The organism is Paenibacillus sp. RC84, from assembly GCF_041260495.1.
Taxonomy (GTDB): Bacteria; Bacillota; Bacilli; order Paenibacillales; family NBRC-103111; genus Paenibacillus_F.
The window spans coordinates 87,173-111,991 of record NZ_JBGBYL010000008.1 but is presented as its reverse complement, the minus strand read 5'-3'; the positions used below and the strand labels follow the sequence as shown (position 1 = coordinate 111,991).

20 protein-coding genes are annotated in these 24,819 nt (G+C 56.5%); 5 read left to right on the top strand and 15 right to left on the bottom strand.

Annotated elements, in window-relative coordinates:
- Positions 1–8: 8 nt before the first annotated feature.
- The 3 genes from ABH899_RS18685 to bglX form a co-directional block, all read right to left on the bottom strand.
- Positions 9–974 (bottom strand): LacI family DNA-binding transcriptional regulator, encoded by a 966-nt coding sequence (locus ABH899_RS18685; protein WP_369999242.1) that lies wholly within the window; start codon positions 972–974, stop codon positions 9–11.
- A gap of 160 nt (positions 975–1,134) precedes the next feature.
- Positions 1,135–4,548: a GH36-type glycosyl hydrolase domain-containing protein gene (locus ABH899_RS18680; RefSeq protein ID WP_369999747.1), complete on the bottom strand. Its 3,414-nt coding sequence runs from the start codon at positions 4,546–4,548 to the stop codon at positions 1,135–1,137.
- A gap of 21 nt (positions 4,549–4,569) precedes the next feature.
- On the bottom strand, positions 4,570–6,729 hold the full coding sequence (bglX, locus tag ABH899_RS18675) for a beta-glucosidase BglX (RefSeq protein ID WP_369999239.1): 2,160 nt from the start codon (positions 6,727–6,729) through the stop codon (positions 4,570–4,572).
- 349 nt (positions 6,730–7,078) lie between these two features.
- Between bglX and ABH899_RS18670 the strand changes: the two genes are divergently transcribed.
- From ABH899_RS18670 to ABH899_RS18655, 4 genes are all read left to right on the top strand, one after another.
- Positions 7,079–8,341, top strand: a complete 1,263-nt coding sequence (locus ABH899_RS18670; protein ID WP_369999237.1) for a sugar ABC transporter substrate-binding protein — start codon at positions 7,079–7,081, stop codon at positions 8,339–8,341.
- Between the two features lie 110 nt (positions 8,342–8,451).
- Positions 8,452–9,339: a carbohydrate ABC transporter permease gene (locus tag ABH899_RS18665; protein WP_369999235.1), complete on the top strand. Its 888-nt coding sequence runs from the start codon at positions 8,452–8,454 to the stop codon at positions 9,337–9,339.
- A gap of 20 nt (positions 9,340–9,359) precedes the next feature.
- Positions 9,360–10,223 carry a carbohydrate ABC transporter permease gene (locus ABH899_RS18660; protein WP_009675348.1) on the top strand — a complete coding sequence of 288 codons (864 nt, stop codon included), beginning with the start codon at positions 9,360–9,362 and terminating at the stop codon, positions 10,221–10,223.
- Positions 10,224–10,232: 9 nt separating this feature from the next.
- A complete protein-coding gene (locus ABH899_RS18655) occupies positions 10,233–10,937 on the top strand; it encodes a hypothetical protein (RefSeq protein WP_369999233.1) in 705 nt (234 codons plus the stop codon).
- 197 nt (positions 10,938–11,134) lie between these two features.
- Here ABH899_RS18655 and ABH899_RS18650 read toward each other — a convergent pair whose 3' ends face one another.
- From ABH899_RS18650 to ABH899_RS18615, 8 genes are all read right to left on the bottom strand, one after another.
- Positions 11,135–11,746, bottom strand: coding sequence for a hypothetical protein (locus tag ABH899_RS18650; RefSeq protein WP_369999231.1), 612 nt, complete (start codon positions 11,744–11,746; stop codon positions 11,135–11,137).
- A gap of 209 nt (positions 11,747–11,955) precedes the next feature.
- Positions 11,956–12,702 (bottom strand): YfjL-like protein, encoded by a 747-nt coding sequence (locus tag ABH899_RS18645; protein ID WP_369999228.1) that lies wholly within the window; start codon positions 12,700–12,702, stop codon positions 11,956–11,958.
- Positions 12,699–13,286: an anti-sigma factor gene (locus tag ABH899_RS18640; RefSeq protein ID WP_369999226.1), complete on the bottom strand. Its 588-nt coding sequence runs from the start codon at positions 13,284–13,286 to the stop codon at positions 12,699–12,701. Before ABH899_RS18640 ends, ABH899_RS18645 begins: the two co-directional genes overlap by 4 nt.
- Complete coding sequence (locus ABH899_RS18635; protein WP_009675339.1) at positions 13,276–13,770, bottom strand: RNA polymerase sigma factor; 495 nt, start codon at positions 13,768–13,770, stop codon at positions 13,276–13,278. Before ABH899_RS18635 ends, ABH899_RS18640 begins: the two co-directional genes overlap by 11 nt.
- 170 nt (positions 13,771–13,940) lie before the next feature.
- Positions 13,941–14,771: a carbohydrate ABC transporter permease gene (locus ABH899_RS18630; protein ID WP_009675326.1), complete on the bottom strand. Its 831-nt coding sequence runs from the start codon at positions 14,769–14,771 to the stop codon at positions 13,941–13,943.
- Positions 14,772–14,783: 12 nt separating this feature from the next.
- Entirely contained in the window at positions 14,784–15,680 is an 897-nt protein-coding gene (locus tag ABH899_RS18625; RefSeq protein WP_009675340.1) for a carbohydrate ABC transporter permease, read from the bottom strand.
- An 80-nt stretch (positions 15,681–15,760) separates the two neighbouring features.
- Positions 15,761–17,059, bottom strand: coding sequence for an ABC transporter substrate-binding protein (locus ABH899_RS18620; RefSeq protein WP_369999744.1), 1,299 nt, complete (start codon positions 17,057–17,059; stop codon positions 15,761–15,763).
- A gap of 166 nt (positions 17,060–17,225) precedes the next feature.
- Positions 17,226–19,319 carry an amylo-alpha-1,6-glucosidase gene (locus tag ABH899_RS18615; protein WP_369999223.1) on the bottom strand — a complete coding sequence of 698 codons (2,094 nt, stop codon included), beginning with the start codon at positions 19,317–19,319 and terminating at the stop codon, positions 17,226–17,228.
- Positions 19,320–19,565: 246 nt separating this feature from the next.
- Here ABH899_RS18615 and ABH899_RS18610 point away from each other — a divergent pair, with 246 nt between their 5' ends.
- Positions 19,566–20,582: a LacI family DNA-binding transcriptional regulator gene (locus tag ABH899_RS18610; RefSeq protein ID WP_369999221.1), complete on the top strand. Its 1,017-nt coding sequence runs from the start codon at positions 19,566–19,568 to the stop codon at positions 20,580–20,582.
- A gap of 216 nt (positions 20,583–20,798) precedes the next feature.
- On the opposite strand, the gene ABH899_RS18605 is transcribed toward ABH899_RS18610, so the two are convergent.
- From ABH899_RS18605 to ABH899_RS18590, 4 genes are read right to left on the bottom strand one after another with little or no spacing between them, the layout of a single operon-like run.
- On the bottom strand, positions 20,799–21,647 hold the full coding sequence (locus ABH899_RS18605; protein ID WP_369999218.1) for a MurR/RpiR family transcriptional regulator: 849 nt from the start codon (positions 21,645–21,647) through the stop codon (positions 20,799–20,801).
- A gap of 30 nt (positions 21,648–21,677) precedes the next feature.
- Positions 21,678–22,382: a PIG-L deacetylase family protein gene (locus tag ABH899_RS18600; protein ID WP_009675323.1), complete on the bottom strand. Its 705-nt coding sequence runs from the start codon at positions 22,380–22,382 to the stop codon at positions 21,678–21,680.
- A gap of 44 nt (positions 22,383–22,426) precedes the next feature.
- Entirely contained in the window at positions 22,427–23,599 is a 1,173-nt protein-coding gene (locus ABH899_RS18595; protein WP_369999216.1) for a serine hydrolase domain-containing protein, read from the bottom strand.
- On the bottom strand, positions 23,589–24,809 hold the full coding sequence (locus ABH899_RS18590; protein WP_369999214.1) for an exo-beta-N-acetylmuramidase NamZ family protein: 1,221 nt from the start codon (positions 24,807–24,809) through the stop codon (positions 23,589–23,591). Before ABH899_RS18590 ends, ABH899_RS18595 begins: the two co-directional genes overlap by 11 nt.
- Positions 24,810–24,819 lie beyond the last annotated feature (10 nt).

Below are 24,819 nucleotides of genomic sequence, written 5' to 3'. Positions count from 1 at the left end.
AGACGATCCTACACATCCCCCACCGACTCGCCCTTCACCAGCGTGACGTAGATCCGTTCATGTTCGACCTTCTCGCCGGCGATCAATTTCAAAAGCTGTTCCGCCGCCAACGCGCCCCACTTGTGCTTGGAATAGTCGATCGTAGCCAGCCGCGGGCTGACGTAAGCCGACAGCTCGATATTATCGAAGCCGATAATATGGATGTGCTCGCCGATGCGGTAATCCAATTCCGCCACGGTATTATAGACGCCAACCGCCATCTCGTCGTTGAGACAAAGAACGGCAGCCGGCTCCTTATAGGCCTCCAGGATGTGCCGTGCGGCTTTCTCTCCGGACTCTTTATCGAAGCTGCCCGGCAGCTCGGTGTAATCCACATCCTTGTAGCGCCCTACGGTTTTCCGGACGGCATGTAAGCGCTTGTCGGAATCGTAAGAATCTTGCGGCCCCGCTACCACATATAGCTTGCGGTGCCCTTTTTCCAGGACGTAATCGGCAGCCAAATTGGCCCCCGCCTTGTTGTCCAGAAGCACCTGATTGATGTTCGGGTGAATCAGCTCGCGGTCGAGCACGACGATTTTATGGCCCCGGTCCGCATGCTGCAGCAGTTCTCCGTCGGTAAAAGCGGCATCCAGGATAATGGCCCCGTCGATCATCCGTTCCGGCAGGAAGCGGTGGGACTGGGACCCGCTGCAGACGATAAGCTCGTAATCGTGCCCGTTTAAATACTCCTTGATTCCCTGCAAAAGATGTCCGTAGAAAGGTCCGCTGAAATCGGTCAGAAAGACGCCGATAATTTTACTTTCCCGCTTTTTTAGCGTACGGGCTGCCGCATTCGGAGTATAGTTCAGTTCCTTGGCGATCGCCAAAATCCGGGCGCACGTCTCGTCGGTTACCTTGGGGCTGCCGTTCAGCGCGTAAGATACCGTCGAAATGGATACGCCGGCTTGTTTTGCGATATCTTTAATGCTTACCACTATTCTCGCTCCTAACCTTGTTGCATTCGCTATTTTCTCCGGTTTCGTTTAACCTTCTCACACTCCGTACTCACGCTTCTATTTATTTACTATACCATTAAATGAACCGGTAAAAGAGATGCAAAAGGGCGATCCGTGAAGATCGCCTTTCGCTTCGCCTTTAGCTGTAAATTTCGATCACGTTCGGCCCTTCCTCGGTCAGGCTTTTCAGCTGCTCGCCGCTCAGACGGAGTCCCCCCGTCCGGTAACGGTTGGGCAGCCGCTGGGCAGCCACTTCCCGTCCGTTTATCGTGACGCGGGAAACTTCACGGTCGCTCAGGTGGTACACGAAGGTAACAGGCCGGTCCAGAATGCGGAACCGGAAGCAGAGACCGTCCAGCTCCTCGCCCAGCACGGGGTCCACGATGAGACTTCCGGTGTCCATCCGGATGCCGAGACCATTCGAGATGAGCTGGTTCATGTAAATTCCCGGACCGCTGGAGTAGATTCTCCAGCCGCCTTTGACCGGCACGCTGCCGTCGCGCAGCTCGTTAAAGCGCTCCTGCGCCTCGTAGCGGGTGTTGAATTTCCCGTCGGAGCTGCTGAAGTACGCGTTGCTCTGGCGGAGCTCCGCATTCGGCACCACGTCCTGCAGACGGACGGGGTTGATCATCTGGAGCCCGCGCCATACTTCGCCGGTCTTGCCCAGCTTCGCCATCGCTTCGACGAAGCGGATATGGGCGTGCACGTACTGGAGGCCGACTTCGCGGCCGAAGTTCGCGGCCTGCTCCGCGCGCTTGAAGTTCGTGCTGACGCCCCCCGCGTAATTCGCGGGCCGGTTCATGAGCCGGACGCCGTCCGGACAGTACATTTCCGCCTTGATGAGGCGGTAATGGGCTTCCGCCTGCTCCGGCGTCAGCAGCTCGCTGATCATGCTGCGCGTCATCGGCAGCAGCCGGTAGGTGATCCCCGTCTTCGTATCCTCCGGATGGAGCATCTTCTCGGCTTTGCCGGGCTCCTCCATGTACAAGAAGCCGGGGATCACGGACGCTTCGGACGGCAGCATATAGCGCATGTAATCGGCCTGGATGCCGTCCGCCATGCCGCGCAGCTCCGCCGCCAGCGCGCCGCGGCTGTCCGCCAGCACGGCAGAGAGCCGGCGGAAGACCTGGTAGGTCAGCGACACGGTCCAGGAGCTGACCATAAACTGCTTCAGCTGGGCGTTAGCCGGCTGAAGGGTGTCGTCCCAGTCTCCGTCCCCGTAGGAGGACAGATGGGTGTCGTGCAGGAAATGGCTGCGGATGTAGCCGATTTCCTTGACGGCATGCTCCAGCAGGGAAGCGGTCTTTTCCGTAAAGTTCCCTCCGTGGCGCTGCGTATACGGAAGCTGCTCGTCCAGGACAGAGAAATCCCCTGTGGCGCTCAAATAATCGGCGAGCACCTTAAGCGGCCAGACAATGACGTCCCCGTGGCTTTCTTCCTGCTGAATGCGGGAATACCGGTCGAACATGAACCACTGCGGCCAGCTGCCGTCGTCTTCGAACTGATGGGAAAACACAGTCCGCAGAATATCCCGGACCTCGCCGTATTTCCCCGTCGCCAGGAAGTATTCGGACGGGCCTTGGCATACGTCGCGCGTTCCCCAGGCGGCTCCGCCGTACTGTTCCAGGCCGTGCGGAACGGAGTAATGAACGAGCATGTTGTGGGTGTACCACCAGGCCAGCACGTTCATTTTCGCCAGCTCCGCATCTTTTTCCCCATTGGCCCGGTACAGGTGGAAGCCGTTCATGACAGTACCTAGGAACGCACGGTAACGTTCCGCTTCCAGATCCGCTTCCCTGTCCGCAAAAGGCATCTCTTTCCCTCGCAGAAGTCCTTGAACGGCCATGCTCCAGGAGGCGCTTTCCCCCAGTTCCAGCACAGCCAAGGAAGCCGAGCCCGGCTCTGCTTTCGGGGCAAGACGCGTTTCGTCGGTCAAGCGCAGCGGAGCGCCCGCGACCTGCATGCGGTAGGTAAGATCCGGCCATACCTGTGCACTGTCCGAGGCCGCATCCGCCATAAATAGGAGCGTTTGACCGTCTTCTTGTACCGACAGATGAAACGGAGCTTCATATTCGTTGTTGTTCATCGAAACCTGATGAGTGACCAGGTAACGGTAGGTTTTGCCCCGGACGGAACGAAGCTGGAGACGAATCTCCGGCGCGTCCGCCGCCGTAAAGACGGTTACGATGACCGTGTCATCGACCAGTTTATAAAACCAGCGGGTATAGTTGAACCCGATCTCGAACAGGGACGGCATCGTCAGCAGACGGTATTCCCCGCCGGTTTCGATATAAATGCGCTGTCCCGACGTTTTGGAGACGTTGAGAGCGCTGCGGGCGTTCGTCAGCATTTTGTTAAACGACGTATTGCCCACGGTCAGCTGGGAATTGAACAAGCCGTACATGTATGCGGTCGATGTCAGAACGGATTCCCGGAGACGGGCGTTATCCCCGCTCATCAGAATATGCCCGTGCGGACGCTCGACGCGGAGCTCCTTGGCTTTCAGCACGACATGCTCATTTGTCTCTGTGAAAAAAGAAAGCAGCTCGCCTTCCAGCGTTTCTTCCAGACGGCGGTCGGGAAAATATCCGGCCACTTCTTCCGCAGTCATCGTCAAACCGGTAAGCGGAGCTCCGATGTCATCCGACAAACGCACCGGTTCCAGAGCGCCGGAGCCGCTTACGGTGTCGGTGCCGCTGCCACTGTCGCCGTTGCCGTCGGCAACCGCGTTCAAAGCCTCGACCTGCTCCCAGGCTGCGGAAACTTCCGAGCCGAACTCGAGAGCGGTAACGGCTTCGGGGTGATTCTCTTTGAACAGTCCGTAAAAAACGAACCGGACCGGCTCCTCACCCGGAACGACACGACCGGATTGCAGCGCCGTATAAGCAAACTCGTACTGGTAAATCTCATTGGCGAGATGAGGACGGGCCAACGCTTCGGGCTTATCCGTTTCTTTATAGGAAAGCCCGTAAAATTGGAAGCCGTCGGTGGAGTACCCGTCCGCTCTCGTCAGCGAACCCTGCTGCACATACGGAAAAGCCCCGCCCTGCGGCTGGTTCTGTCTGGAACAGACGGCATACCCGCGCTTTTCGTCTTGGAAAACGCTGTGGTCGATATATTGGGACATGTACGCTTCGTTGCTCCGCACCGCTCCTTTGTCCGCTAGACCGAGATCTTGGCCGTACAGGATATCAACCGGGGTATCCCCGGCTCCTCCCGTCACCTTTACGTCCCAAAACCAGATATTTTGCGGAGTCAGCGTAAACGTTACTTCATAAGAAATGCCCTCAATTTCTCCGTTCCAAGCGATGCCGGACTCCTTCCGGCTCATGTGGCTGGCCGAGCGGACTCCGAGCAGAGGATACGCCTGAATGCCTTCTTCACGGTGCAGACGCAGATACAGGTTGTTCATAGAGCCGTCCAGTGGATTACCGATCCACTGGTTGATCAGGGTAGAACCGGATACAATCTCCGCGATATCCCCGCTGTTCAGGAAGGAGAATTGCAGGCTGCCCGATTTCAGTTGTAACGACCGATCCTTCAACTGGGCCATGGTGATGTTCACTCGCTTTCTTTACTTCGTTAGTCGGAACCGGAGCTCTGCGGTATCACGGCTGTTCGGGCCGACGAAGACGGCAAATTCTCCCGGATCGCTTGCAAAACTCAAGTCGGAATGATGGTAACGGAGCTGTTCTTCGGTTAAGTCGAACCGTACCTCGGCCGTTTCACCCGGCTTCAGGAACAGTTTCCGGTACGCTTTCAATTCCTTGACCGGACGGACGACCTCACCTGCCATGTCACGTATATACAGCTGGACGACTTCTTCTCCTGCGGTCTCTCCCGTATTGGTCACATTGACCCGTGCCGTCAGCGGCTGATCCGCCGTCATACTTGCAGAGTCCAGTGTCGGAGTGTCGTAGGCGAAGGTCGTGTAGCTTAAACCGAACCCGAACGGAAGCAAAGGCTCGTTGGGAATATCCAGATATTTGGAAACGTAATGCTCCTGGGCGTCCTGCGCATCTTTGGGGCGTCCCGTATTAAAGTGATTGTAATAAACCGGCACCTGCCCTACGCTGTGCGGGAAGCTCATGGACAGCCTTCCGGACGGGTTCGCCCGGCCGAAGAGCAGATCGGCGATCGCCGCGCCGCCTTCGGTGCCCGGGAACCAAGCCTCCAGCACGGCGTCCGTCTGATCGATCAGGCCGTGCAGGTCGAGCGGACGGCCGTTGAACAGCACGGCCGCCATCGGCTTGCCGAGCGCCCGCAGCTCGGCGACAAGCCTCAGCTGCGCTCCCGGCAGCCGGATGTCTCCGCGGCTGCAAGCCTCGCCGCTCATGCCGGAGTGCTCGCCCAGCGCCAGCACGATCACATCGGCGCCGCGCGCCGCTTCCAGCGCGGCTGCGGCTTGCTCCGGCGTGCCGCTCTCGATGCCGCAGCCTTCCGCAACCGTGATCCGGGACGGATCGGTGTGCGCGGCCAGGCCGTCATACAGCGGCACCGCTTCGTCCTGCGAGCCGAGCCACGACCAAGGCCCGAGAATGTCGCCGCTTTTGGCGAACGGGCCGATCAGGGCGATGCTGCGGTCCGGCTTCAGCGGCAGGACGCCTTCGTTCTTGAGCAGAACGCACGATTTCTGCGCCAGTTCCCTTGCCGCGCTGCGGTGTTCCGCGCAGAGCACCACTTCCCGCTCGCGCTCTTCATCGGCGCCGCGGTACGGGGCGTCAAACAAGCCGAGCTTCTGTTTGAGCCGCAGAATGCGGAGCACGCCTTCGTCGATGAGCGCTTCATCGACTTCGCCGGAGGCGACAAGCGCCGGGAGATGATGCACGTAGCACGCGGTCATCATCTCGATGTCGACGCCCGCCTCGATCGCCCGGCGGGCGGCTTCGGCTTCATCCGCGGCGGTTCCGTGCGGAATCAGCTCCTTGACGGCTCCCCAGTCGGAGATCAGGACGCCGTCGAAGTTCCATTCCCCGCGCAGCAGGTCGCGCATGAGGCGTTTGTTGCCGCTGGCCGGAATGCCGTCCACCGTGTTAAAGGACGTCATAACCATCTCGCAGCCTTCCTCCAGAGCGGCCTTGTAAGCCGGCAGGTACTGCTCCCGGAGCTGGCGCTCCGACATGTCCACCGTATTGTAATCGCGGCCGCCTTCCCCCGCGCCGTAGGCGGCGAAATGCTTGACGCAGGCCGCCACCCGCTCCTTGTCGCCGGTCAGGTCCGCGCCCTGGAATCCGCGCACGAAAGCCCGCGCGTATTCCCCGTTCAGGTACGGGTCTTCGCCCGTCGACTCCATTACGCGTCCCCAGCGGGGATCGCGCACCAGGTCGACCATCGGGGCGAAGGTCACATGCACGCCGGATACGGCGGCTTCTCTCGCCGCGATTTCCGCGCTTTTCTCGGCCAGCTCCATATCCCAGGAGCAGCCGGTGGCCAGCGGTACCGGGAAGATCGTCCGGTATCCGTGCACGACGTCCGCCATAAACAAGAGCGGAATCGCTTCCGGTCTGCCGCGCAGGTGAGCTTCCTGGACGGCCTTGACCTGCCCGGCACCGGCTACGCCCAGAACGGAACCCGCGTGGGCCGTCATCTCGCCGGTAATACCCATGGAAGCCATGGGACCGGTAATCTGCCCGTCCGCCCCTTCAAAAAAAGGACCCGCCAGCTGCAGCAGCTGAGCGATTTTTTCCTCCAACGTCATTTCCTTTATCCTAGCCAGCAGCTGTTGTTCCGTCATTCCGCCGCCTCCTCGCGCAGATTTTTTCTTGCTTTTAGTTATAGAAGTTTTAATGGACACGAGTGCCGAAGCACTTCGCAAAATGCTTACATAGAACGTCAAGTGAAACGTTTCGATTTTCTTTGATTTGAATTATAACCCTCCTTTTCGAATGAAGTCAAACAGGAATTGTTAAGAAAACAGGGCTTTGTAAGCGTTTTACACTTATTCAAAATAGAACTTGAATACGGTTCCAGGATGTTTTATAATGATTTCGAAACGTTTCGATTGTTTTTTCTGTTCACATTTAACCTTTACGATTAAGGGTAAACTATCACCATAATAAGGATTCCTACGGGAGGCAGACAGTATGAAACGGAAAAATTGGGCGGCAGGCATTGCGACTACGGTTCTTTTGACAAGCGTTCTATCGGGTTGCGGAGGAAGCAACGCGGGCGGCAGCGATAAAGGCAGCGGAGAGTCCGGAGGTAAGGTGACGCTGAATGTATGGGGAATGGGCGAAGAAGCGAAATTCCTTCCGAAAATCACGGAGCAGTTCGAGAAGGATAATCCGAACATCAAAATCAATGTGCAGGCGCTGCCTTGGGCCTCGGCTCACGACAAGCTGCTGACGGCGGTCGCTTCCAAGAAGGGTCCGGACGTTCTGCAAATGGGAACGACCTGGATGCCGGAATTCGCGGCGGCGGGCGCTTTGATGGACCTTAAACCGATGACGGACAAATATCCCGAAATCAAAGAAGACAACTTCTATCCGGGTTCGATCCAAACGACCAAATATGAAGATAAAACGGTAGGCGTACCGTGGTACATCGACACCCGCGTTCTCTACTACCGCACGGACCTTCTTAAAGAGGCGGGCTATAACGAGGCGCCGAAAACGTGGGAAGAACTTCAGGACGCCGCCCAAAAGCTGACCAAACGCGGCAGCGGCAAATACGGCATCTCGCTCGATCCGAAGGAGCAGTCCCTGACCTTCATGTTCGCCCGTCAAAACGGCTCCAAGCTGCTGGACGGCAAGCAGCCTTTGTTCGATCAGCCGCAGTTCGTTGAAGCCGTGGATTATCTCAACAGCTTCTTCAAGAACGGCTCAGCGCCGAAGGATCTCGGTATCGACGCTGTGCAGGGCTTGAGCGGAGACGGCATCGTGCCGATGTTCATCAGCGGCCCGTGGATGGTTAAGCTCATTAACGACAAGGCTCCCGAGCTGAAAGGCAAGTGGGCTACGGCCGTCCTTCCGAAGAAAGAAAACAACATTTCCGCGCTGGGCGGCTCCAACTTGTCGGTTTTCCAGCATACGGAGCATAAAGAAGAAGCGATGAAATTCCTGGCCTATATGAGCAAGCCGGAAACCCAGCTGAAATGGCTCGAAATGACACAGTCGATGCCTGCCACCAAGAAAGCCTGGGAAGACCCTGTTCTGAAGGAAGATCCGAACTATAAAGTGATCGGCGAGCAGATGAAAGCTTCCGAGCCGATGCCGATGATCAAACCTTGGGAAGAAATCGCCCAGGCTTACCTGAAAAGCTTCGAACGCATCTACCGCGGTCAAGCGGAAGTCAAACCGGAGCTGGACGCCTTCAACAAGCAGGCCCAGCAAATTTTGAACAAGTAACCGCACGGACGGGGAATAACCCGAAGCTGACCGGCCCGCAGGGGCCGGTCCGGCTATTAACGGTCCATCCTTTTTACCGGGCTGGACGACAGTGAAAGAAGGGACATGAGATGAAGGGCTTCAGCAACAGCAAAGCACCGTACTTTTTTATTGCGCCGACTCTGATCCTGCTTACGGTTTTCTCGCTGCTGCCGATCTTTATTGCGCTCATTATCAGTTTCACCGATATGGATCTCGCAGGTCTTGCCGATTATTCCAACATTAATTTCATCGGCTTCAAAAACTATATCAACGTCCTGCAGGACCCGATTTTTATTAAATCGATTACCAATACGCTTTTTTACGTGATCATCGGGGTTCCGTGCGTTGTTATTCTTTCGCTCGGCATCGCGCTGCTGATTAATTACGGAGCCTCCCGCGTTTTCAAAGCATTCCGGGTCATTTACTACCTCCCTTCCGTTACCAACGTAGTCGCGGTAGCTGTCGTCTGGAGCTATTTGTACAACCCGGCGTTCGGTCTGTTCAACTACGTGCTGGAATCGGCCGGTTTCGATAAGGTTCCGTGGCTGACCGATCCCCTGATCGCGAAAATCTCCCTGATCCTCCTCGCCTTGTGGCGGGCCGTGGGTCTGAACATGATTATTTTCATCGCCGCTCTCCAGGGCATTCCGAAAACGTATTACGAAGCCGCACAGCTCGACGGAGCCAGCACATGGAAGCAAATGATCCATATTACGGTTCCCATGCTGCGTTTCGCCATTTTCTTCGTGTCCATCACGACTATGATCGGCTGGCTGCAATTCTTCGAAGAGCCGTTCGTCATGACGCAGGGCGGACCGCTGGACGGCACCACGTCCGTGGCTCTGTTCATTTACAACAACGGCTTCAAGCTGAGCAACTTCGGTTACGCCGCGGCGGGTTCGTTTATCCTGTTCGTCGCCATCATCATTATTACGCTCATTCAATTCCGGTTTCAGAATAAAGATACGGACATGTAAAAAGAACGGAGGAAAAGCTTATGGCTGCAAAAGCTGCAAAATTACGTCCGGCTGGCGCAGGGACATCGGGATCGAGCCCCTTTTTCCAAGGACTCGTGTTTGTCCTGCTCGCCTTGGGCGGCATCGTCTTCCTCATTCCGTTCGTTTGGATGATTCTGTCGGCGTTCAAACCGGAAAGTGAAGTGCTGCGTATTCCGCCCACCCTGTTTCCCGAGACGTTTACGATGGAAAATTTCAAAAACCTGTTCGAACGGATGAATTTCGGTGTCTACCTGAAAAACACCCTGATCGTCGTGCTGTTCTCCTTCGTCGGCCTGTTCCTGAACGCCATGGCGGGCTTCGGCTTCGCCAAATACCGCTTCAAGGGACGCGAGGGCCTTTTCTACCTCGTGCTCGCCACGATGATGATTCCCGGACAGGTCACGATGATTCCCGTGTATCTGATCCTGAACTCCATCGAGCTGACGAACACGCTGGTCGGCGTCGTGCTGCCCGGCCTCGTCGGAGCGTTCGGCGTCTTCCTGTTCCGCCAGTTCATGTCCACGATTCCGGACGAACTGCTGGAAGCGACCCGGCTTGACGGCGCCAGCGAGCTGCGCACCTTCGCTCAGATCGTGCTGCCGATCTCCAAGCCGATCCTGTCGGTGCAGGCGATCCTGACCTTCATCGCCGGCTGGAACAGCTTCCTCTGGCCGCTCATTATCGCCAACGACGAGAAGCTGTACACGCTGTCCGTCGGCTTGTCGCTGCTGAAAGGCCAGTATGACAGCAACTTCGCTTTGCAGATGGCCGGTTCGGCCTTCATGGTCGTACCGATTCTGATCATCTTCGCGATCTTCCAGAAGTATATCATCGACAACTATTCGATTTCGGGGATGAAGTAAGCGGAGCGATTGAAAAAATCATATAGGTTCAAGGATATAGCCGGTGCTGGGAACAGTACCGGTTTTTCTTTTACCATTTTCTTGGTTAATAATGTAAAATTAGGTATGTTCGTTTATGAGAAAGCGAGAACCAAAATGAAATTAATTAAATGGAGCATCTTCCCCCTCTTTTTATTGATCATTTCCTGTTCAACCGTAGAGAAGCAACCTTTTAAAATTGAAAAGAGGATGGAAGAGAGCGAAATCACTCTTCTTTTAAAACAGGATGTGGAAAAAAGCCAAGGGATTATCCTTGCGGAGTTTGAACCTCAAGAGATTAAGCACGAAGGCGAGGATACGTTTGTTTATTTCTTTTTTACAAAAGACAATCAACTCCACGAGGGGCTGTCCTATCTCACGTTTAAGGATAATGCATGGAAAATCATTCGTACGGAAACGGCTCTATCTCTTTCCGATATGGAAATAACCAATTTTCAAATAGGCGGAGAAACGGCAGGAGATGACAAAAAGCCCTACTTCGTCATGGCGGGTTATTGCACCAATGATAAAATAAATGAAATTAGAATGACCGATTTCAGAAATGATTTGTTCCATCTTAAACTAGAGAAGGACAAAAGAACTTTTTTACAGGTCAACATGAACAGCACAGTCGGGATCAAAGAGGTTCTAGGCATAGACGCTGCCGGCAAAGTCATTTACCGCAGAGGCTGGTGAACCATTGCGTAGCTTCAGAGCAGCAGAAAACGGCTTCCGACGGCATTAACCGACAAAAAAGGCCGATACCGAGGAGCTTATGCCCGCGGTACTGGCCTTTTTTCTTGCATAATTAAGACAGTTAGCAGATTGGCTTTCTTACTGTACCCGATCGGAATCTAAACACTGCGTGCCCAAGCTCCTTGGTTTAAGCTTCCTTACACAGAGCCTTTACGAACAGAGGTGCCCGAACCACTTCTGCTGCGATTCTGTACTGTCTCCTGCTCTTCCCGCTTTCCATCTTCCTGCTTCATTTCCCGCTCCAGCAGCAAGAGGAAGTACATCGCAAGCGTCATAAGCAGCCCGATCACCGCATGCCCTTGGAGAGGCAATTGAACCGGAACGTGAAACGCCGCGCTCAACCAGGCCGTACCGGCCGCCGTTAGCAGGGCGTACAGCAGTGCGCAGCCTATCCGCTGAGCGGCTTCCTCTCCGTACACCGCCCTCTTGATCAGAGGGCTTAGAAGCACCGTGATTCCGATCGATACGGAACCGTACCAGACGAGAGCTTCTTTGGATTCGGGCAAGCCCAGCACCGGAAACGATTTGGCCAGAATAGTCCCGACGAACAGGAACTTGCCCAGCACGACCGCTACCGACAAAAGAGCGATCCCTACCGCCTTTGCCGCTTGCATAAGCGGATGCGGCCCTTCCTCCCGCAAGCTCCCTTTTTTCCAGGCTTCCACTAACTCTCCCAACATAACCAATACAACGGCCGTTCCTATCCAAATCAAAGTACCGGCGGGCATTTCCCCGCGTACCAAACTCACAAAAAAAGCTCCTACTGTTCCTATCGCTGCACTTAACATACTTCATTCCCCCTTAAACTGTAACCGGATCGTATCGGGTGAACTCAGTATACCAAGGGAGACAGGACGAGTTTTGACCGTTCTTGCTTTTTCCGGGATTTCAGCGCCAAACACGGCAGCGGAACCAGCAGTACAGCCGGTTGTAGAAATCCTAAGCAAATCCGGGTCCGCTATTTCGTCACTTCCTCCACGTCCTTCGCGCTCACTTTCCCGCCCTTATCGAAGCGCGCGACGTATTTTACATAGCCGTACCCGTCTTTGCCGTCTTTGCCCGCCTTGTCGTCCATCACGTTCGCGTTAATCGTGACGTGCCCGTAATCGTACCCTCCGGCATCCAGAACGGCCGCGATCTCACCCGCCGCTTCGGCGATCTGCTGCTTGGAAGCGCCCGCCGCATCCGTCACCACGTGGATGTACAGCGGTTCATCCAGCTTCAGGGACGGAGTCCAGGCGGCGTTCTCCGCCAGCTGTCCTTTGACGACCTCAAGCTGGACGGTGACCTCCCGGACCGCAGGAACCCGCCGCGCAAAAGCGGCCTGAAGCTCCGCCTCCGCTTCCCCGCTCAGCCGCTCCATCAAAACCATATCGAGATTGGCGGACCGGATGCCGTCCACCTTCACCTGGGGAATCCAGCCTCCTACAGAAAATTCGTATTCCGGCAGCTCCCCTTTGTCCGCTTCCGCTCCGATTTCCTTCACCCGGTACTCGTAATTCTTGAATTTGAAGTTATAAAACCCTTTCTCAATCCTCAGCCGTTTCTCCGGATAATGCTCCGCCAGAAACTGCTGCAGCTCGCGTCCGGCCAGCCATTTACTGAGCGGATTCCCGTTCAGCGAGTTGTACAGCGAACCGACAAGCAGGCCAAGCAGCACCAGCAGGGCGATATACATGCCCTTTCTCTTCTTATGTGTCTTCATTCGGACTCTTCCCCCATCTTTCTGATCTTTACTGCCAACAGCCCCATCAAGCTCCCTACAAAGGCAAACAGGCAGTGAATGGAGGCTGTCACAACAGCTACCACTAAAGGCGAAAAGACAAACACGCCCATTCCCCCGTCCCCCGAACCGTTTACGATCTCATAAATGCTGTCTCCTATTGACCATAGAAAAACAGGCGCAAACGAGAGGAAAAACACGATTTTCATCTGTTTATAAAACAGATACGTGACGAAGCCGAGCACGGCATACCACAAAACAAAGCCGAAGCTTTCGTTAAGCAGCGACGTGCGGATGGCCAGCACGAACGATATCGCCATAAACAGCAGCTGGTACAGGGACAGCTTCCGATTGATCCTCGCCATCATCTTCGCATAGTCTTCGGTCGGCTCCGGCAGTTCCGGTTTGGGCAAGCTCTGTCCCGACAAGCGGACGAGCTTCTCGTAATCGGCGTCGTCCGCGGTCTGCGCTTCCAGCCACCTGGCCGTCTCTTCGCTCAGCAGGCCTTCCTCGTAAAGCGGCAGCAAATCCTCGATAATGTGCCGTACCGTATGTTTATCGTTCATAATATCCCTCCAGCTCTTTGTGCAGTTGGAGCTTGATCCGGTGGAATCTGACCCGGACGCTGTTTTCGGTAGCGCCGATAATGTGTCCGATCTCCCGGAAAGACAACTCGGCATACATGCGCAGCGTGACGATTTCCTGGGAAACCTCATCCAGCCGGAAAATCCGTTCGAGCAAAATATCGCGGTCCTCGCGGTCCAGCACCTGCTTCTCCGGCGTGACGGATTCGCGGCTTTCCGCCGCAAGCTTCGCCGCCAGTTCCTGCCCGTATTTTTTGGACCGGTAATATTTGCCCAGCTTATACTTCGCGATTCCGAACAACCAGGTCCGGACCGTCGAATCTCCCCTGAAAGAGCCGTGCCCTTTGACCGCTTCGTAGAAAACCTCCTGGGTCAGGTCTTCGGCCGCCTCTCTGCTTTGCGTTTTCACATAGAAAAATGCGTACATTTGCGGTTGAATCTCTCGATAAAGCTCTTCAAGCCCCATGCGCCCTCCCTTATCCGAAGCCTCATCCGATGGGCGTGCTTTTGTCGTTCTTCTTATTTGTACCAGACAGCGTCCGTTCGTTACAGGATTCAGGAAATTTTTTTCGTTTTTGCGCAAAAAAAGCCCCGGGGTCCGAATCGAAATTCGGTCCCTGAGGCTTTTAAAGAAAGTTATTTGCCGCCGGTAAACGTGACGCCTTTGATGAAAAAGCGGTTGAACACCGCGTAAATCAGCAGGGCCGGCAGCGTGAAAACCATGGACGCCGCCATGATGTAGTTCCAGTTGCTGATGTATTGGCCCTTGAACGTGTTCAGACCCAGCGTCAGCGTGAACATCTTCGCATCCGAGATGAACATGAGCGGCTTCAGGAATTCGTTCCAGGCGCCCATGAAGACGAAGATCGTCTGGGCGGCCAGGGCCGGAAGGGCCAGCGGGAGCGCGATCCGGAAGAAGATGCCGAACCGGCTGAGACCGTCGAGCTGCGCCGCCTCCTCCAGCTCCTTCGGAAAGCTGACGAAGAACTGGCGCATCATGAAGATGAACGTGGCGTTCGCCATCATCGGCAGCGTGAGCGACGAATAGGTGTTGAGCAGGTTCAGGTTCTTCATGATCAGATACGCCGGGACGATCGTCAGCTGCGCCGGAATCATCTGGACAGCCAGAATGAGCACGAACATCAGCTTGTTCCCGAAGAAATCGATCCGCGCCAGCGAGTAGCCCGCCATGGAATTGAACAGGATGTTGCAGACCGTGGCAATGACGGCGACGAGCGCACTGTTTAACATCCACCGGCCGAACAGAGGCTCTTTGACGAAGATGTCGTAATAGTTTTGCAGGGTAAAATTTTTCGGTATGAAGTTAATGCTGCCCGACACGATCTCGCCCAGTGTCTTGAAGGACGAAGAGAGCGCCCATAAAAACGGAATGAGCGTAATGCACGCGTAGACGAACAAGATGGCGTACAGCAGCACCTTCACGAATTTGGATGATGAAGTCGTCATGAGTACGCCTCCCTAGTTTTTGTCTTCGGTGAACAGCCTGCGCTGGATCAGCGTAACGATCAGGATGACGGCCGCCAGGACGACCGCAAGCGCGGAGGCGTAGCCGAAGTCCAGATTTTTGAACGCGTACTGGTAAATGAGAAGCGCAACCGTCAGCGTGGAGTTATTCGGGCCTCCCGAACCGGCCGAGAAAATGTACGACTGGTCGAAAAGCTGGAACGTTCCGATAATGCCCATCACCACGGTAAAAAAGGTCGCCGGTTTCAGCAGCGGCAGCGTAATGGACCAGAACTGGCGCCATTTGCCCGCGCCGTCAAGCATCGCGGATTCATACAGCGCGTCGGGAATGTCCTGAAGCGCCGCCAGGAACACGACCATAAAGAACGGGGCCGTGGACCAGATGTTCATCATCATGATCGCTTTAAGCGCTACGGCGGGGTCCCCCAGCCAGTTGTAGCCGTGCAGGCCGACAGCCTCCAGGATTTTGTTCAGCAGGCCGTTCGTATTGAAAATCCACATGAAAATCAGCGTCAGAACCGCTGAGGATGTAACGGTCGGCACGAAAAATACGACCCGGAAGAAGTTCTTAAACTTGAGTTTGGCGTTCAGCACAACGGCAAGCAGGATCGCGAAAGCCGTCTGGACCGGCACGACGAAAAGCACGAACGAAGCCGTATTTTTCAAAGCGATCCAGGCCCGCTCGTCGTGAGCCATACGCGTGAAATTATCGAGCCCCACCCACTTGTAGCTGACCTGGCCGAGCAGGCTGACTTTGTGGACAGATAAATACATCGAATAAAAGACCGGCAAAAATAAAAAGGTTCCCAGCACGAGCAGAGTGGGAAGCAGAAACAGATAACCGGTCACCGTGTTGCGGAGTTTCCGTTTCCAGGCCGCGTGAACGGTCATGAGCCTTACCTTCCTTTCGCGGAAAAGTTAAAGGGCGGCAAGGAGGAGCATCGCCGCTCCTCCTCTCTTCCCTTCTTGCTTTACTTGGCGGCCGAGATTTCCTTGTTGGCCGTATCCTGGGCTTTCTTCATCGCGTCCTCCAGCTTCGCCTTGCCCGAATACGCTTCGATGAACTGGTTGTTAAAGTTGTTCATAATCGTCGGCAGGGTCGCTTTATCCACCCAAGGCGTAGCGTAAGAGGCGCCCGCCACGATAGCCGCGCGGAGCGGGTCCTTGTCGTAGCCGAGCTCGGCCGCGACCGACTTGCGCGTCGGAAGCGCGAATCCTTTGCTGGTCCAGGTTTTCATGCCTTCTTTTCCCGTCAGGTAGGAGAGCAGCTTCCAGGAAGCGTCCTTCTGCTTGGAATCCTTGTTCATCACGTAAGCGACCGGGAACGCCATCGTGCCTTTTTTGCCGTTTACCGTCGGAAGCTCTGCCGTGCCGTATTCAAGGTCCTTGTAGTTGGTTTGCAGGAACGGAATCGCCCAGTTGCCTTCGAATACGATAGACGCTTTGCCCTGGCCGAACATTTCGCCGGTCCAGCCTGCGCCGACTTCCTTCGGCTCGCCGGACGTTTTGTCGACATTGTGCATATCGGTTACGAGCTGGAGACCTTTGAGCGCTTCGGGGGAAGCGAACGTCGCGCTGCCTTTGTCGTCCGAGACTTGGCCGCCGAACGCTTTCATCATGTACATTTGGCGGGCGATTTCCGGAGCGGCTCCGAAACCGTAACGGACCACTTTGCCGTTTTCGGTTTTGGTCAGCTTTTTGGCGGCGTCCTGAAGCTCTTCCCACGTCTTCGGCGGGTTCACTATGCCCGCTTCTTTAAAATCTTTTTTGTTGTAAAACATCGCCAGCGTCGAGAAATCCTTCGGGAAGCCGTACGTTTTGCCGCCGTTCCGGAAAGCCGCGAGAAGCGGCTGCTCGAAGTCGGCCGTATCGAAATCGGCCGTTACGTAGCCGTCCAGCGGTTCGACGACACCGGTCTGGATCAGGCCGGGCGCTTCGAAAGCGTCCAGATAGAACACGTCCGGTCCGTTTCCGCCGATCAGCCGGGTTTTCATGACGTCCATATACTGGTCCGCGATAACCTCGTAGTTGACTTTGATGTTCGGATTTTTCTTTTCGAACTCATTTAGAGTCTGCTGCAAAAGCTCTTTCTCGTCCGCGCTGGACGTCCAGCCGGCCAAGGTAACGGTTACTTTCTCGCCGGAAGCGCCGCCGGACGGCGTTCCGCCCGGTGCGGGCGTTCCCGTGGAAGACTCGCCGCTGCCGCAGGCGGAAAGTACGACGACGGAGCCGAGGAGCACGGACGTTAAGGTTGCGAAAGATTTTTTCATCATAAACTATAAACCTCCCTAAAAATATCTGTAGGCATGTATTCATCGGATTTATTCAATCGAAGGGAGCTGCCCGCAAAAGGTTTCGTTACAGCGCTTCTTCGTGCCGCTGAAGCCGCTCTGTCGTGCAGGACATTCCCTTCGGCAGTTGCCGGTCCTATTCGTTTTACAAGATTTCCAGCTCGTAGCCCGTATCGTTGCCCAGCACGCTCACATCCACGCGGCCTGTTCTCGCATCCCGCTTCAGCAGCAGGTGCAGGCGACCGCCGCCGATTCGCAGCCGGTCCACCTCCAGCTCGCTCATGTCCGGCAGAAGCGCCGGTTTCAGCGTCACGCGCCGTTTCAGCGCATCCGGCACGATACCGAGCATCGCCTGCACGAACGTCAGCGAGGTGCCCGCTGCCCAGGCCTGCGGCGAACAGGCGACCGGATACTTCACCGGGTATCCGAGCGAGTCGTCATAGCCGCAGAACAGCTCCGGCAGGCGGGCGTACTCGAAAGCCTGCGAGGCTTTCAGCAGCCCCTGCATGACGGTGAGCGCTTCCTCCCGATAGCCGCTTCGGCTCATGCCGAGCAGGCAGAGGGAGTTATCGTGCGGCCAGACGCTGCCGTCATGATAGCTCATCGGGTTGTAGCCCGCCGCCCCCGTGCTCATCGTGCGGATGCCGTAGCCGCTGAACATGTCGGCCGCCACAAGCCGCTTCGCAACCGCTGCCGCTCTTGCTTCCGAAGCTATGCCGCTCATCAGGATGTGACCGGCATTGGAAGTCACGGAGTGCACCCGGCTCTTCGCTCCGTCCAGCGCGATCGCGTAGAACTGCTCGTCGTCCATCCAGAATTCGCGCTCGAAGCGCTCTTTAAGCTCAGCGGCCTGCGCTTCCAGCCGCTCCGCCCCGGCCTCCCGGCCAAGCGCGCGGAACAAAGGAGCCAGACGCGTCTTTGCCTGGTACACATACCCCTGTACCTCCACCAGCGCAATCGGAGCCTTTGCATACTCCCCGTCGGCATGGACTACGGAATCCGCCGAGTCTTTCCAGCCTTGATTCGCTATGCCTTTGGACGATTTCTGGACGTATTCTACGAAGCCGTCGCCATCCTCGTCTCCATAGGAATCCACCCATTCCAGCGCCGCCTCGATATGCGGCATCAGCTCTTCGATGAGCGATGTATCTTCGGTCCAGTTGAAGTATTCCGCCGCTAGCAGCAGAAACAGGGGCGTGGCGTCGATCGTGCCGTAATACGGCGTAAACGGTACTTGGTTCGTTCCCGCCAGCTCGCCGTAGCGGATCTCGTGCATGATTTTGCCCGGCTGCTCGTCACGCCACTCGTCTTCCTTCGTCCCCTGGTAGGAAGCCATCGTCAGCAGCGTTCCCTTCGCGATGGCCGGATTAAGCGGCAGCATCTGAAGCGCCGCGATCAAGCTGTCGCGTCCGAACGGAACCGCGAACAGCGGCAGGCCCGCCACCGGAAACGGCCCGTGGCCCACGTCCGTCAGCAGGACGCGCAGGTCCTGGACACTCCGGCCGTACAGCTTGTCGAAGGCCGGAAGGTCGCTGCGCACGCCGGTGCTTCCGCCGTTCCACTCCGCATAAGACGCGTCCAGCTTCCCCATCGCTTCCAGCGGATCGTGGAGCTGGGGCTGTTCGCCGTTAATCGAAGGACTCACGGTAAAGGCGATTTCACAGGATTCCCCGTGGTTAAGCTTGACGGGAAAATGCAGACGTCCATCGCCATCCACCGTATGTGCCGGGCCTTGCCAGCCAATCCGGGTTTCCCGGTCCACATTGTCCGCTCCCCGGTAAGTGATGACCCGGCCGTTCGAAGAGAAACTGTCGCCGGTTTTGTGCCCGATTTCTCCGTATTGGAACCCGCGGACCACAAACATGTCTGTAAAATCGGCATCCATCGCCACGGAAAAAACAAATTCAACAGCCTTCGGATAGTAACTGGTGATCCGAAACGTTTCGTATAGAGATTCATCGTATATAAAGCGCTTTCTTTCGATTTCGACCGATTCTCTCCATAAAATAAGCTCTCCGTCCCGCTCCATATGCGGATTCGTAAGCCGGATGACCGCAATGTAATTCTCATCCGCGGCCGACGAAAGCAGGATGGGCTTCTCCCCGTTGATTCCGATCTCGAAACGGCTTAAAAACCGCGTGTCGGAAGTATACAAGCCGTGTCCCGTCTCGGGATTTATATCTCCGTTTACATCGGTAATCAGAAACAGATTGTTCTCTTTAATCACACGGTAATCCAAAATATGACCTCATTTCTCTCGTTGACTTCATGCCGATTCATTTATCCGAAGCGTTTCGGATAACGAGCAAAAAAATACGAGACCGAAGCCTCTTTTTCCCAATCAGCCCTTTCCAAAACGTTTCGGATGAACTATAATTGCATTATAAGCGAACGTGTAAGCATTTACAACCCCAATTTTAGACACCGGTTATAACCAGTCGTTCGATAACGCCCAAAACGTTTCTGAATAAAAGGAGAACAACCATTGGTCACTATCAAAGATATTGCCAAAGCCGCGCAGGTTTCCGTCACCACCGTATCTCGCGCGTTAAACGGCTATGACGATGTAAACGAAGAGACACGCAAGAAGATCAAGCGTTTCGCCGACCAGCTCGGCTACAGCCCCAATATGGCGGCCCGCTCCCTCGTATCCAAGAAAACCAAGACGCTCGGCCTTCTGCTTTCCAACGTCACACGCGCTAGTTCCAAAGATAATATCGCCTTCGAAGTGCTCTGCGGAATGAACGACAGGGCCGGAGAGCTGGATTACGATCTTGTGCTGTTCAGCACGACTCCCCAGAAGCAGAAAATCAAATCCTACAAGAACTTGTGCCAGGAACGGGGCGTCGACGGCGTCATTATTATGGGCATCCGGCTGGACGATCCCTATTTGGAGGAGATCGTTTCCTCGGACATCCCGTGCGTTCTGATCGATATTCCGCTCCAGGGCCCGAATGTCGGCTATGTTACCTCGGACAACATCAAAGGCGCCTATACCGCCGTAAAGCATCTGATCGAGAACGGCCACAGCCGCATCGGCATGATCAACGGCCACGCCCAGGCGGACGTCAGCATCCAGCGGTTGAAAGGCTACACGGATGCGCTGAATAACAGCGGCATTCCGTTCGATCCTACCCGCGTCCTGGACGGCTCTTTCTCCGAATCCGGCGGCAAAGAAGCGATGTACAGGCTGCTGTCGCTGCATCCGGAAACAACCGCCGTATTCTGCTCCAGCGACCTTATGGCGCTCGGCGCCGTGCAGGCGGTCAAAGGACTGGGACGGCGTGTGCCTGACGATATTTCGATCATCGGCTTCGACAATATCGATCTGACCGCGTACACCTCGCCATCCCTTACGACCGTCAACCAGCACAAGTACGAGTCCGGCTATCAGGCCGCGCAGCTCCTGGTCGATTTGCTGGAAGGCCGGAATGTAAGCCACCATATCGTCCTGAATACGGAGCTGGTAAAACGGGAGAGCGTCAAGCGCCTGCCGCTTTGAGGCAAAAATAAAATCCCCTTAGGGACCGGGGAAGCATGAAGCTTTCATCGGCCCTCAAGGGGATTTTTGCGGCGGCCCGCCGGCATTCTTCCGTGCTATGCGCACCTCGCAAGGCACCGGCGCCGGGGTACCGCGCCGTATGACGGGCGACCCGCCCTCCGGCCGCTTGCAGCCGCACTCGCGAGACCACGCAAATGCAGACGCAGGCGCCGACATTCAGCGGCCGGTCATGCGCCGGATGATCTCGCGGCTTTTTTCCAGATAGCCCACGGATTTGTCGTACTCCCGGCTGGCTACGCCCAGATACAAAATATCAATGACATTCAGCTGCGTCATCCGTGATGACATGGCTCCGCTGCGGATTTCGTTCTCCGTGGAGGAGGTATACAGCGGATAATCCGCATGCGAGCTGACCGAATTGTTGCCGTATTTCGTGATGGAAATCGTTTTTGCCCCGCATAGACGCGCTTCTTTCAAACATTCGATGACATGATCCGTTTCGCCGGAATAAGAAATGCCGACCGCCACATCGTCCTCGTTCAGCATCACGGCGGAAGTCAGCTCAAGATGCGGATCGGTAAACGAATAGCTGGTCTTGTTGATCCGCAAAAACTTATGCTGGGCATCCTGAGCGATCAGATTCGAAGCGCCGAGGCCGTAGAAGTACGTCCGGTTCGCCCGGCTGAGGGCCTCGACCGCTTTTCTCACCGTATCCGCATCCAGAATAGTCACCGTATCGCGAATGGACTGAATATTATTGGCCGATACCGTGTGGATAATCCGGTCGATGGAATCGTTCGGACGAATTTCCCGGTACTCGTATCTTTCCTCGCTCTGGTTCAAGTCACCGGCTACTTTGAGCTTCAGCTCCGGGTAGCCTTTCACGCCCATCGACTTGCACAAACGGATAATCGCCGCCTGGCTGCCGCCGCTTTCGGCCGCTAATTGCGCTACGGACATTTCCAGCATTCGATGCGGATGACTGAGCACAAATTCCGCCACCTTGCGTTCCGATGGCGTGATATCGTCCAGAATCTCGCGCAGCCTGACTAATCCTCCGTTCATAATTCCTCTCCTTTGCCTGCGTGCCGCGCTTTAGAAAAATTGTACGCGTTTCGAAAGCGCGCCCGTCGGTACCGCGAACGCTTGAGCCCGCTTGAAGTTAGCCGGTGCGCCGCGCACGATCGTCAACGCTTTATAGTATTCGATGAACGGAAATCCGTAAGTTTCACCGCGTGCGTAGGCATACACATTCATCGCTTTAACCCAAGTCTCGTATGCTTCATCGGGAATGTCAATAAAAATTTCAGGGTTGAAATCGTACGGATCTTCCCAGTTATCCGCGTAATACAGATGGTTCGCATAGTGGGACGGAAGCTCGCGCTCGATCGTCTTCAATCCGGCGTAAAAACGCGCGTCATTGACAATATAATGCGTATTCGCGTGGTCTTTATGAATGCTGCCTTTCCAGTGGGTAAGAATGATATCCGGTTTCACCTCGCGGATCACATCGGCGACCTGGTATTTCACTTCTTCGTCGACGGGAAGCTCGGCGTCTTTGTAAGCCAGAAACTTGACGTCGGCTCCGACGATATCGGCGAATTTATGGGCTTCTTCGATTTTCTGCTTCGCATATTCTTCCGGAGTCAGGCGGGGATGCCCTTTCTCTCCCGGCGTCAGATGCAGGAAGGTGGCTTTATGGCCGGCCTGCGTATATTTCGCGATAACGGCGCCCGCCGTCAGATCCAAGTCGCCGGCGTGACCGCCGATCGCCAAAATATGATGCTTTTGCTCTGTCATGTGAAATCGCTCCTTTGGGTTGGATTACTCGGTTTACCGTCCAATCAAAATCTTTGATTCGTCACGACCGCTGCCGCAAGCGCGTTATGCACGCAAGCGCGAAGCGCCTTCACCGTTTTGCCCCGTCCGTAGTAGACCCGGTTCGTCAGCAGCACGACGGCCAGATCCCGTTCGGGGTCCAGCCACAGGCTGGTGCCCGTGAAGCCCGTATGGCCGAAGCTGCGCGGTCCCATCCAGTCGCCCGAGGCATCCAGCGGGTCGCCCTTGAGCGCCCAGCCGAGCCCGCGGCTGGCGCCGGGGATGCTCTCCGTGAAGCTGCGCACGGAGGCAAGGGCCGCCGCCCGCGAGAGGAGACGCGGCCGGGGCGTTTCCGCTCCCGCCGCGTCATGACGCGCACCGGCGGCCGGGGCGGGGACGAGCCCGCAGCCCAGCCACATGCGGGCATAGCGGACCAGGTCGCCGGCCGCCGCGAACAGCCCGGCGTGGCCGCTTACGCCGCAGAGGGCGCGGGCGTTCTCGTCGTGGACGACGCCGTGCAGGCGGACTCCTGCGGAGGCGTCGTACTCCGTCGGCGCTATGTCCGCCGCCCGCCCGGCAGGCGGGCAGAACAGGGCGCTGTCCATGCCCAGCGGCCCGAAGATTTTGTCGCGCGCCGCCTCGTTCAGCGGCACGCCCAGCATCTCCTCGGCTATGCGCCCGAGGGTCATGTAGCCGACGTCGCTGTATGCCATCCGCGTGCCGGGTTTGGCCTGCAGCGGAGTGCGGTACACCGTCTGCCACTTTTCTTCCCGCGTCAGATGAGACGAGTACAGATTGACGAGCGGCGGCAGTCCCGACGTATGCGTCAGAAGCTGGCCTACCGTGACTTCTTCTTTGCCTCCGCTTGCAAACTCAGGCAGCAGGGAAGCCGCCGGTGTATCCAGGGTCAGCCTGCCCTCGTCAATGAGCCCGAGCACCAGCGGCAGCGTTACGGTCACCTTGGTGAGCGAGGCACAGTCATATAGGGTGCCCGCATGTACCGGCGCCGGACCGTGACCGTCCGGCTCGGCAACCCCCGCCGCGTATACGAGTTCCTCGTCTCCGCGTACGACGGCCAGCACCGCTCCGGGAGTAACGCCTGCCGCGATCTCGCGGTCAACAGCCCGGCAGGCGGCGATTACCCCTTCCGGCGAAAGGCCCAGTGCCGAAGCCCCGGAAGCGGCCGCCTCATACCCCATTGCCACGGGCCTCCGTGGCGGAAGCCCCCGCTGCCGCTTCCGGTCCATAGAGCAGATACTTGCTGCGAATGCCGGCCCATTCCTTCCCGTCGCGTTCCCAAGAAGCGATAATCGCTTCCAGAGCGCCGGGCTCGTGCAGGGTCAGGCGAATCCGGTCGCTGCCGCTCAGCAGGTCGATGAAGGTGGACTGACCTTCCTTGAAAGGCGCCAGCCATTCGAATTCATCGGGATGAAGCTTCTGGATCGTACTCAACAAGTGAAGGCCTGTAACGGCCGATTTGTACACGCTAGGGTCCGTAACGAACGTCATCACACCGTTGCACAGCTGACCGGCATGTTTCGAGAAGGTCGGCGTGAACGTGACCGGGTGGAACCGGACTCCGGGAAGATTCAAAGCATTCAGCTCACGGCAGGTTTCCTCCGCCTTCAGCCAGGGCGCTCCCACCTGCTCGAAAGGTTTGGTCGTACCGCGTCCTTCCGATAGGTTCGTTCCTTCGAACAGACAATGTCCCGCGTAAATCCGGACCGTATCCATAGTCGGCATGTTCGGGGACGGCGGAAGCCACGGCAGTCCGGTATCGGAATATTCCATTTTCCGCTCCCAGCCTTCCAGCTTGACGACATACAGTTCGCAGGGCGTCTCCATCTGATCGGCCGCCAGCAGAGCGAATTCGCCGATGGTCATGCCGGTACGGGCGGGCATTCTCCACGCGCCTACCATCGACAGCAGGCTTTCGTCCAGCAGGCCGCCTTCCCACTCAAGTCCGCCCAGCGGATTGGGACGGTCCAGCACAATCACGCGGACACCGGCTTCGGCGCAGGCTTCGAGCGTATAGATCAGCGTGCTGAGATACGTGTAAAACCGGACGCCGAGATCCTGAATGTCGAAAACCATCGCCTGAAGCCCCGAAAGCATCTCGGCCGTCGGTTTTTTATGCTTGCCGTACAAGCTGTAAACCGGAATCCCGAGCTCCGGGTCGATTTCATCCTCGAACCGGACGCCTGCCTGGCGCTCCCCCCGGATACCGTGCTCGCAAGCGAACAAAGCGCCGAGCTCCGCTTCTTCCAATGAAGCGCAAACCTTAATGGTGGACTGAAAGTCGCGGTTGATCCCCGTCGGGTTCGTCAGCAGTCCGAATTTACGGCCCTTGAGCAGCGCGGGCGCCATTTCCGGAAACCGGTCGGCTCCCGTTTTCACCTTCCCTTGCATGAGGTTCCCT

Coding starts and splice junctions, on each gene's coding strand:
- ABH899_RS18595 (WP_369999216.1), bottom strand. CDS start 23,599: ATGGGGTATGAGGCGGCCGCTTCCGGGGCTTCGGCACTGGGCCTTTCG.
- ABH899_RS18670 (WP_369999237.1), top strand. CDS start 7,079: ATGAAACGGAAAAATTGGGCGGCAGGCATTGCGACTACGGTTCTTTTG.
- ABH899_RS18645 (WP_369999228.1), bottom strand. CDS start 12,702: ATGAAGACACATAAGAAGAGAAAGGGCATGTATATCGCCCTGCTGGTG.
- ABH899_RS18625 (WP_009675340.1), bottom strand. CDS start 15,680: ATGACCGTTCACGCGGCCTGGAAACGGAAACTCCGCAACACGGTGACC.
- ABH899_RS18640 (WP_369999226.1), bottom strand. CDS start 13,286: ATGAACGATAAACATACGGTACGGCACATTATCGAGGATTTGCTGCCG.
- bglX (WP_369999239.1), bottom strand. CDS start 6,729: ATGACGGAACAACAGCTGCTGGCTAGGATAAAGGAAATGACGTTGGAG.
- ABH899_RS18600 (WP_009675323.1), bottom strand. CDS start 22,382: ATGACAGAGCAAAAGCATCATATTTTGGCGATCGGCGGTCACGCCGGC.
- ABH899_RS18680 (WP_369999747.1), bottom strand. CDS start 4,548: ATGGCCCAGTTGAAGGATCGGTCGTTACAACTGAAATCGGGCAGCCTG.
- ABH899_RS18635 (WP_009675339.1), bottom strand. CDS start 13,770: ATGGGGCTTGAAGAGCTTTATCGAGAGATTCAACCGCAAATGTACGCA.
- ABH899_RS18630 (WP_009675326.1), bottom strand. CDS start 14,771: ATGACGACTTCATCATCCAAATTCGTGAAGGTGCTGCTGTACGCCATC.
- ABH899_RS18605 (WP_369999218.1), bottom strand. CDS start 21,647: ATGAACGGAGGATTAGTCAGGCTGCGCGAGATTCTGGACGATATCACG.
- ABH899_RS18660 (WP_009675348.1), top strand. CDS start 9,360: ATGGCTGCAAAAGCTGCAAAATTACGTCCGGCTGGCGCAGGGACATCG.
- ABH899_RS18620 (WP_369999744.1), bottom strand. CDS start 17,059: ATGAAAAAATCTTTCGCAACCTTAACGTCCGTGCTCCTCGGCTCCGTC.
- ABH899_RS18665 (WP_369999235.1), top strand. CDS start 8,452: ATGAAGGGCTTCAGCAACAGCAAAGCACCGTACTTTTTTATTGCGCCG.
- ABH899_RS18590 (WP_369999214.1), bottom strand. CDS start 24,809: ATGCAAGGGAAGGTGAAAACGGGAGCCGACCGGTTTCCGGAAATGGCG.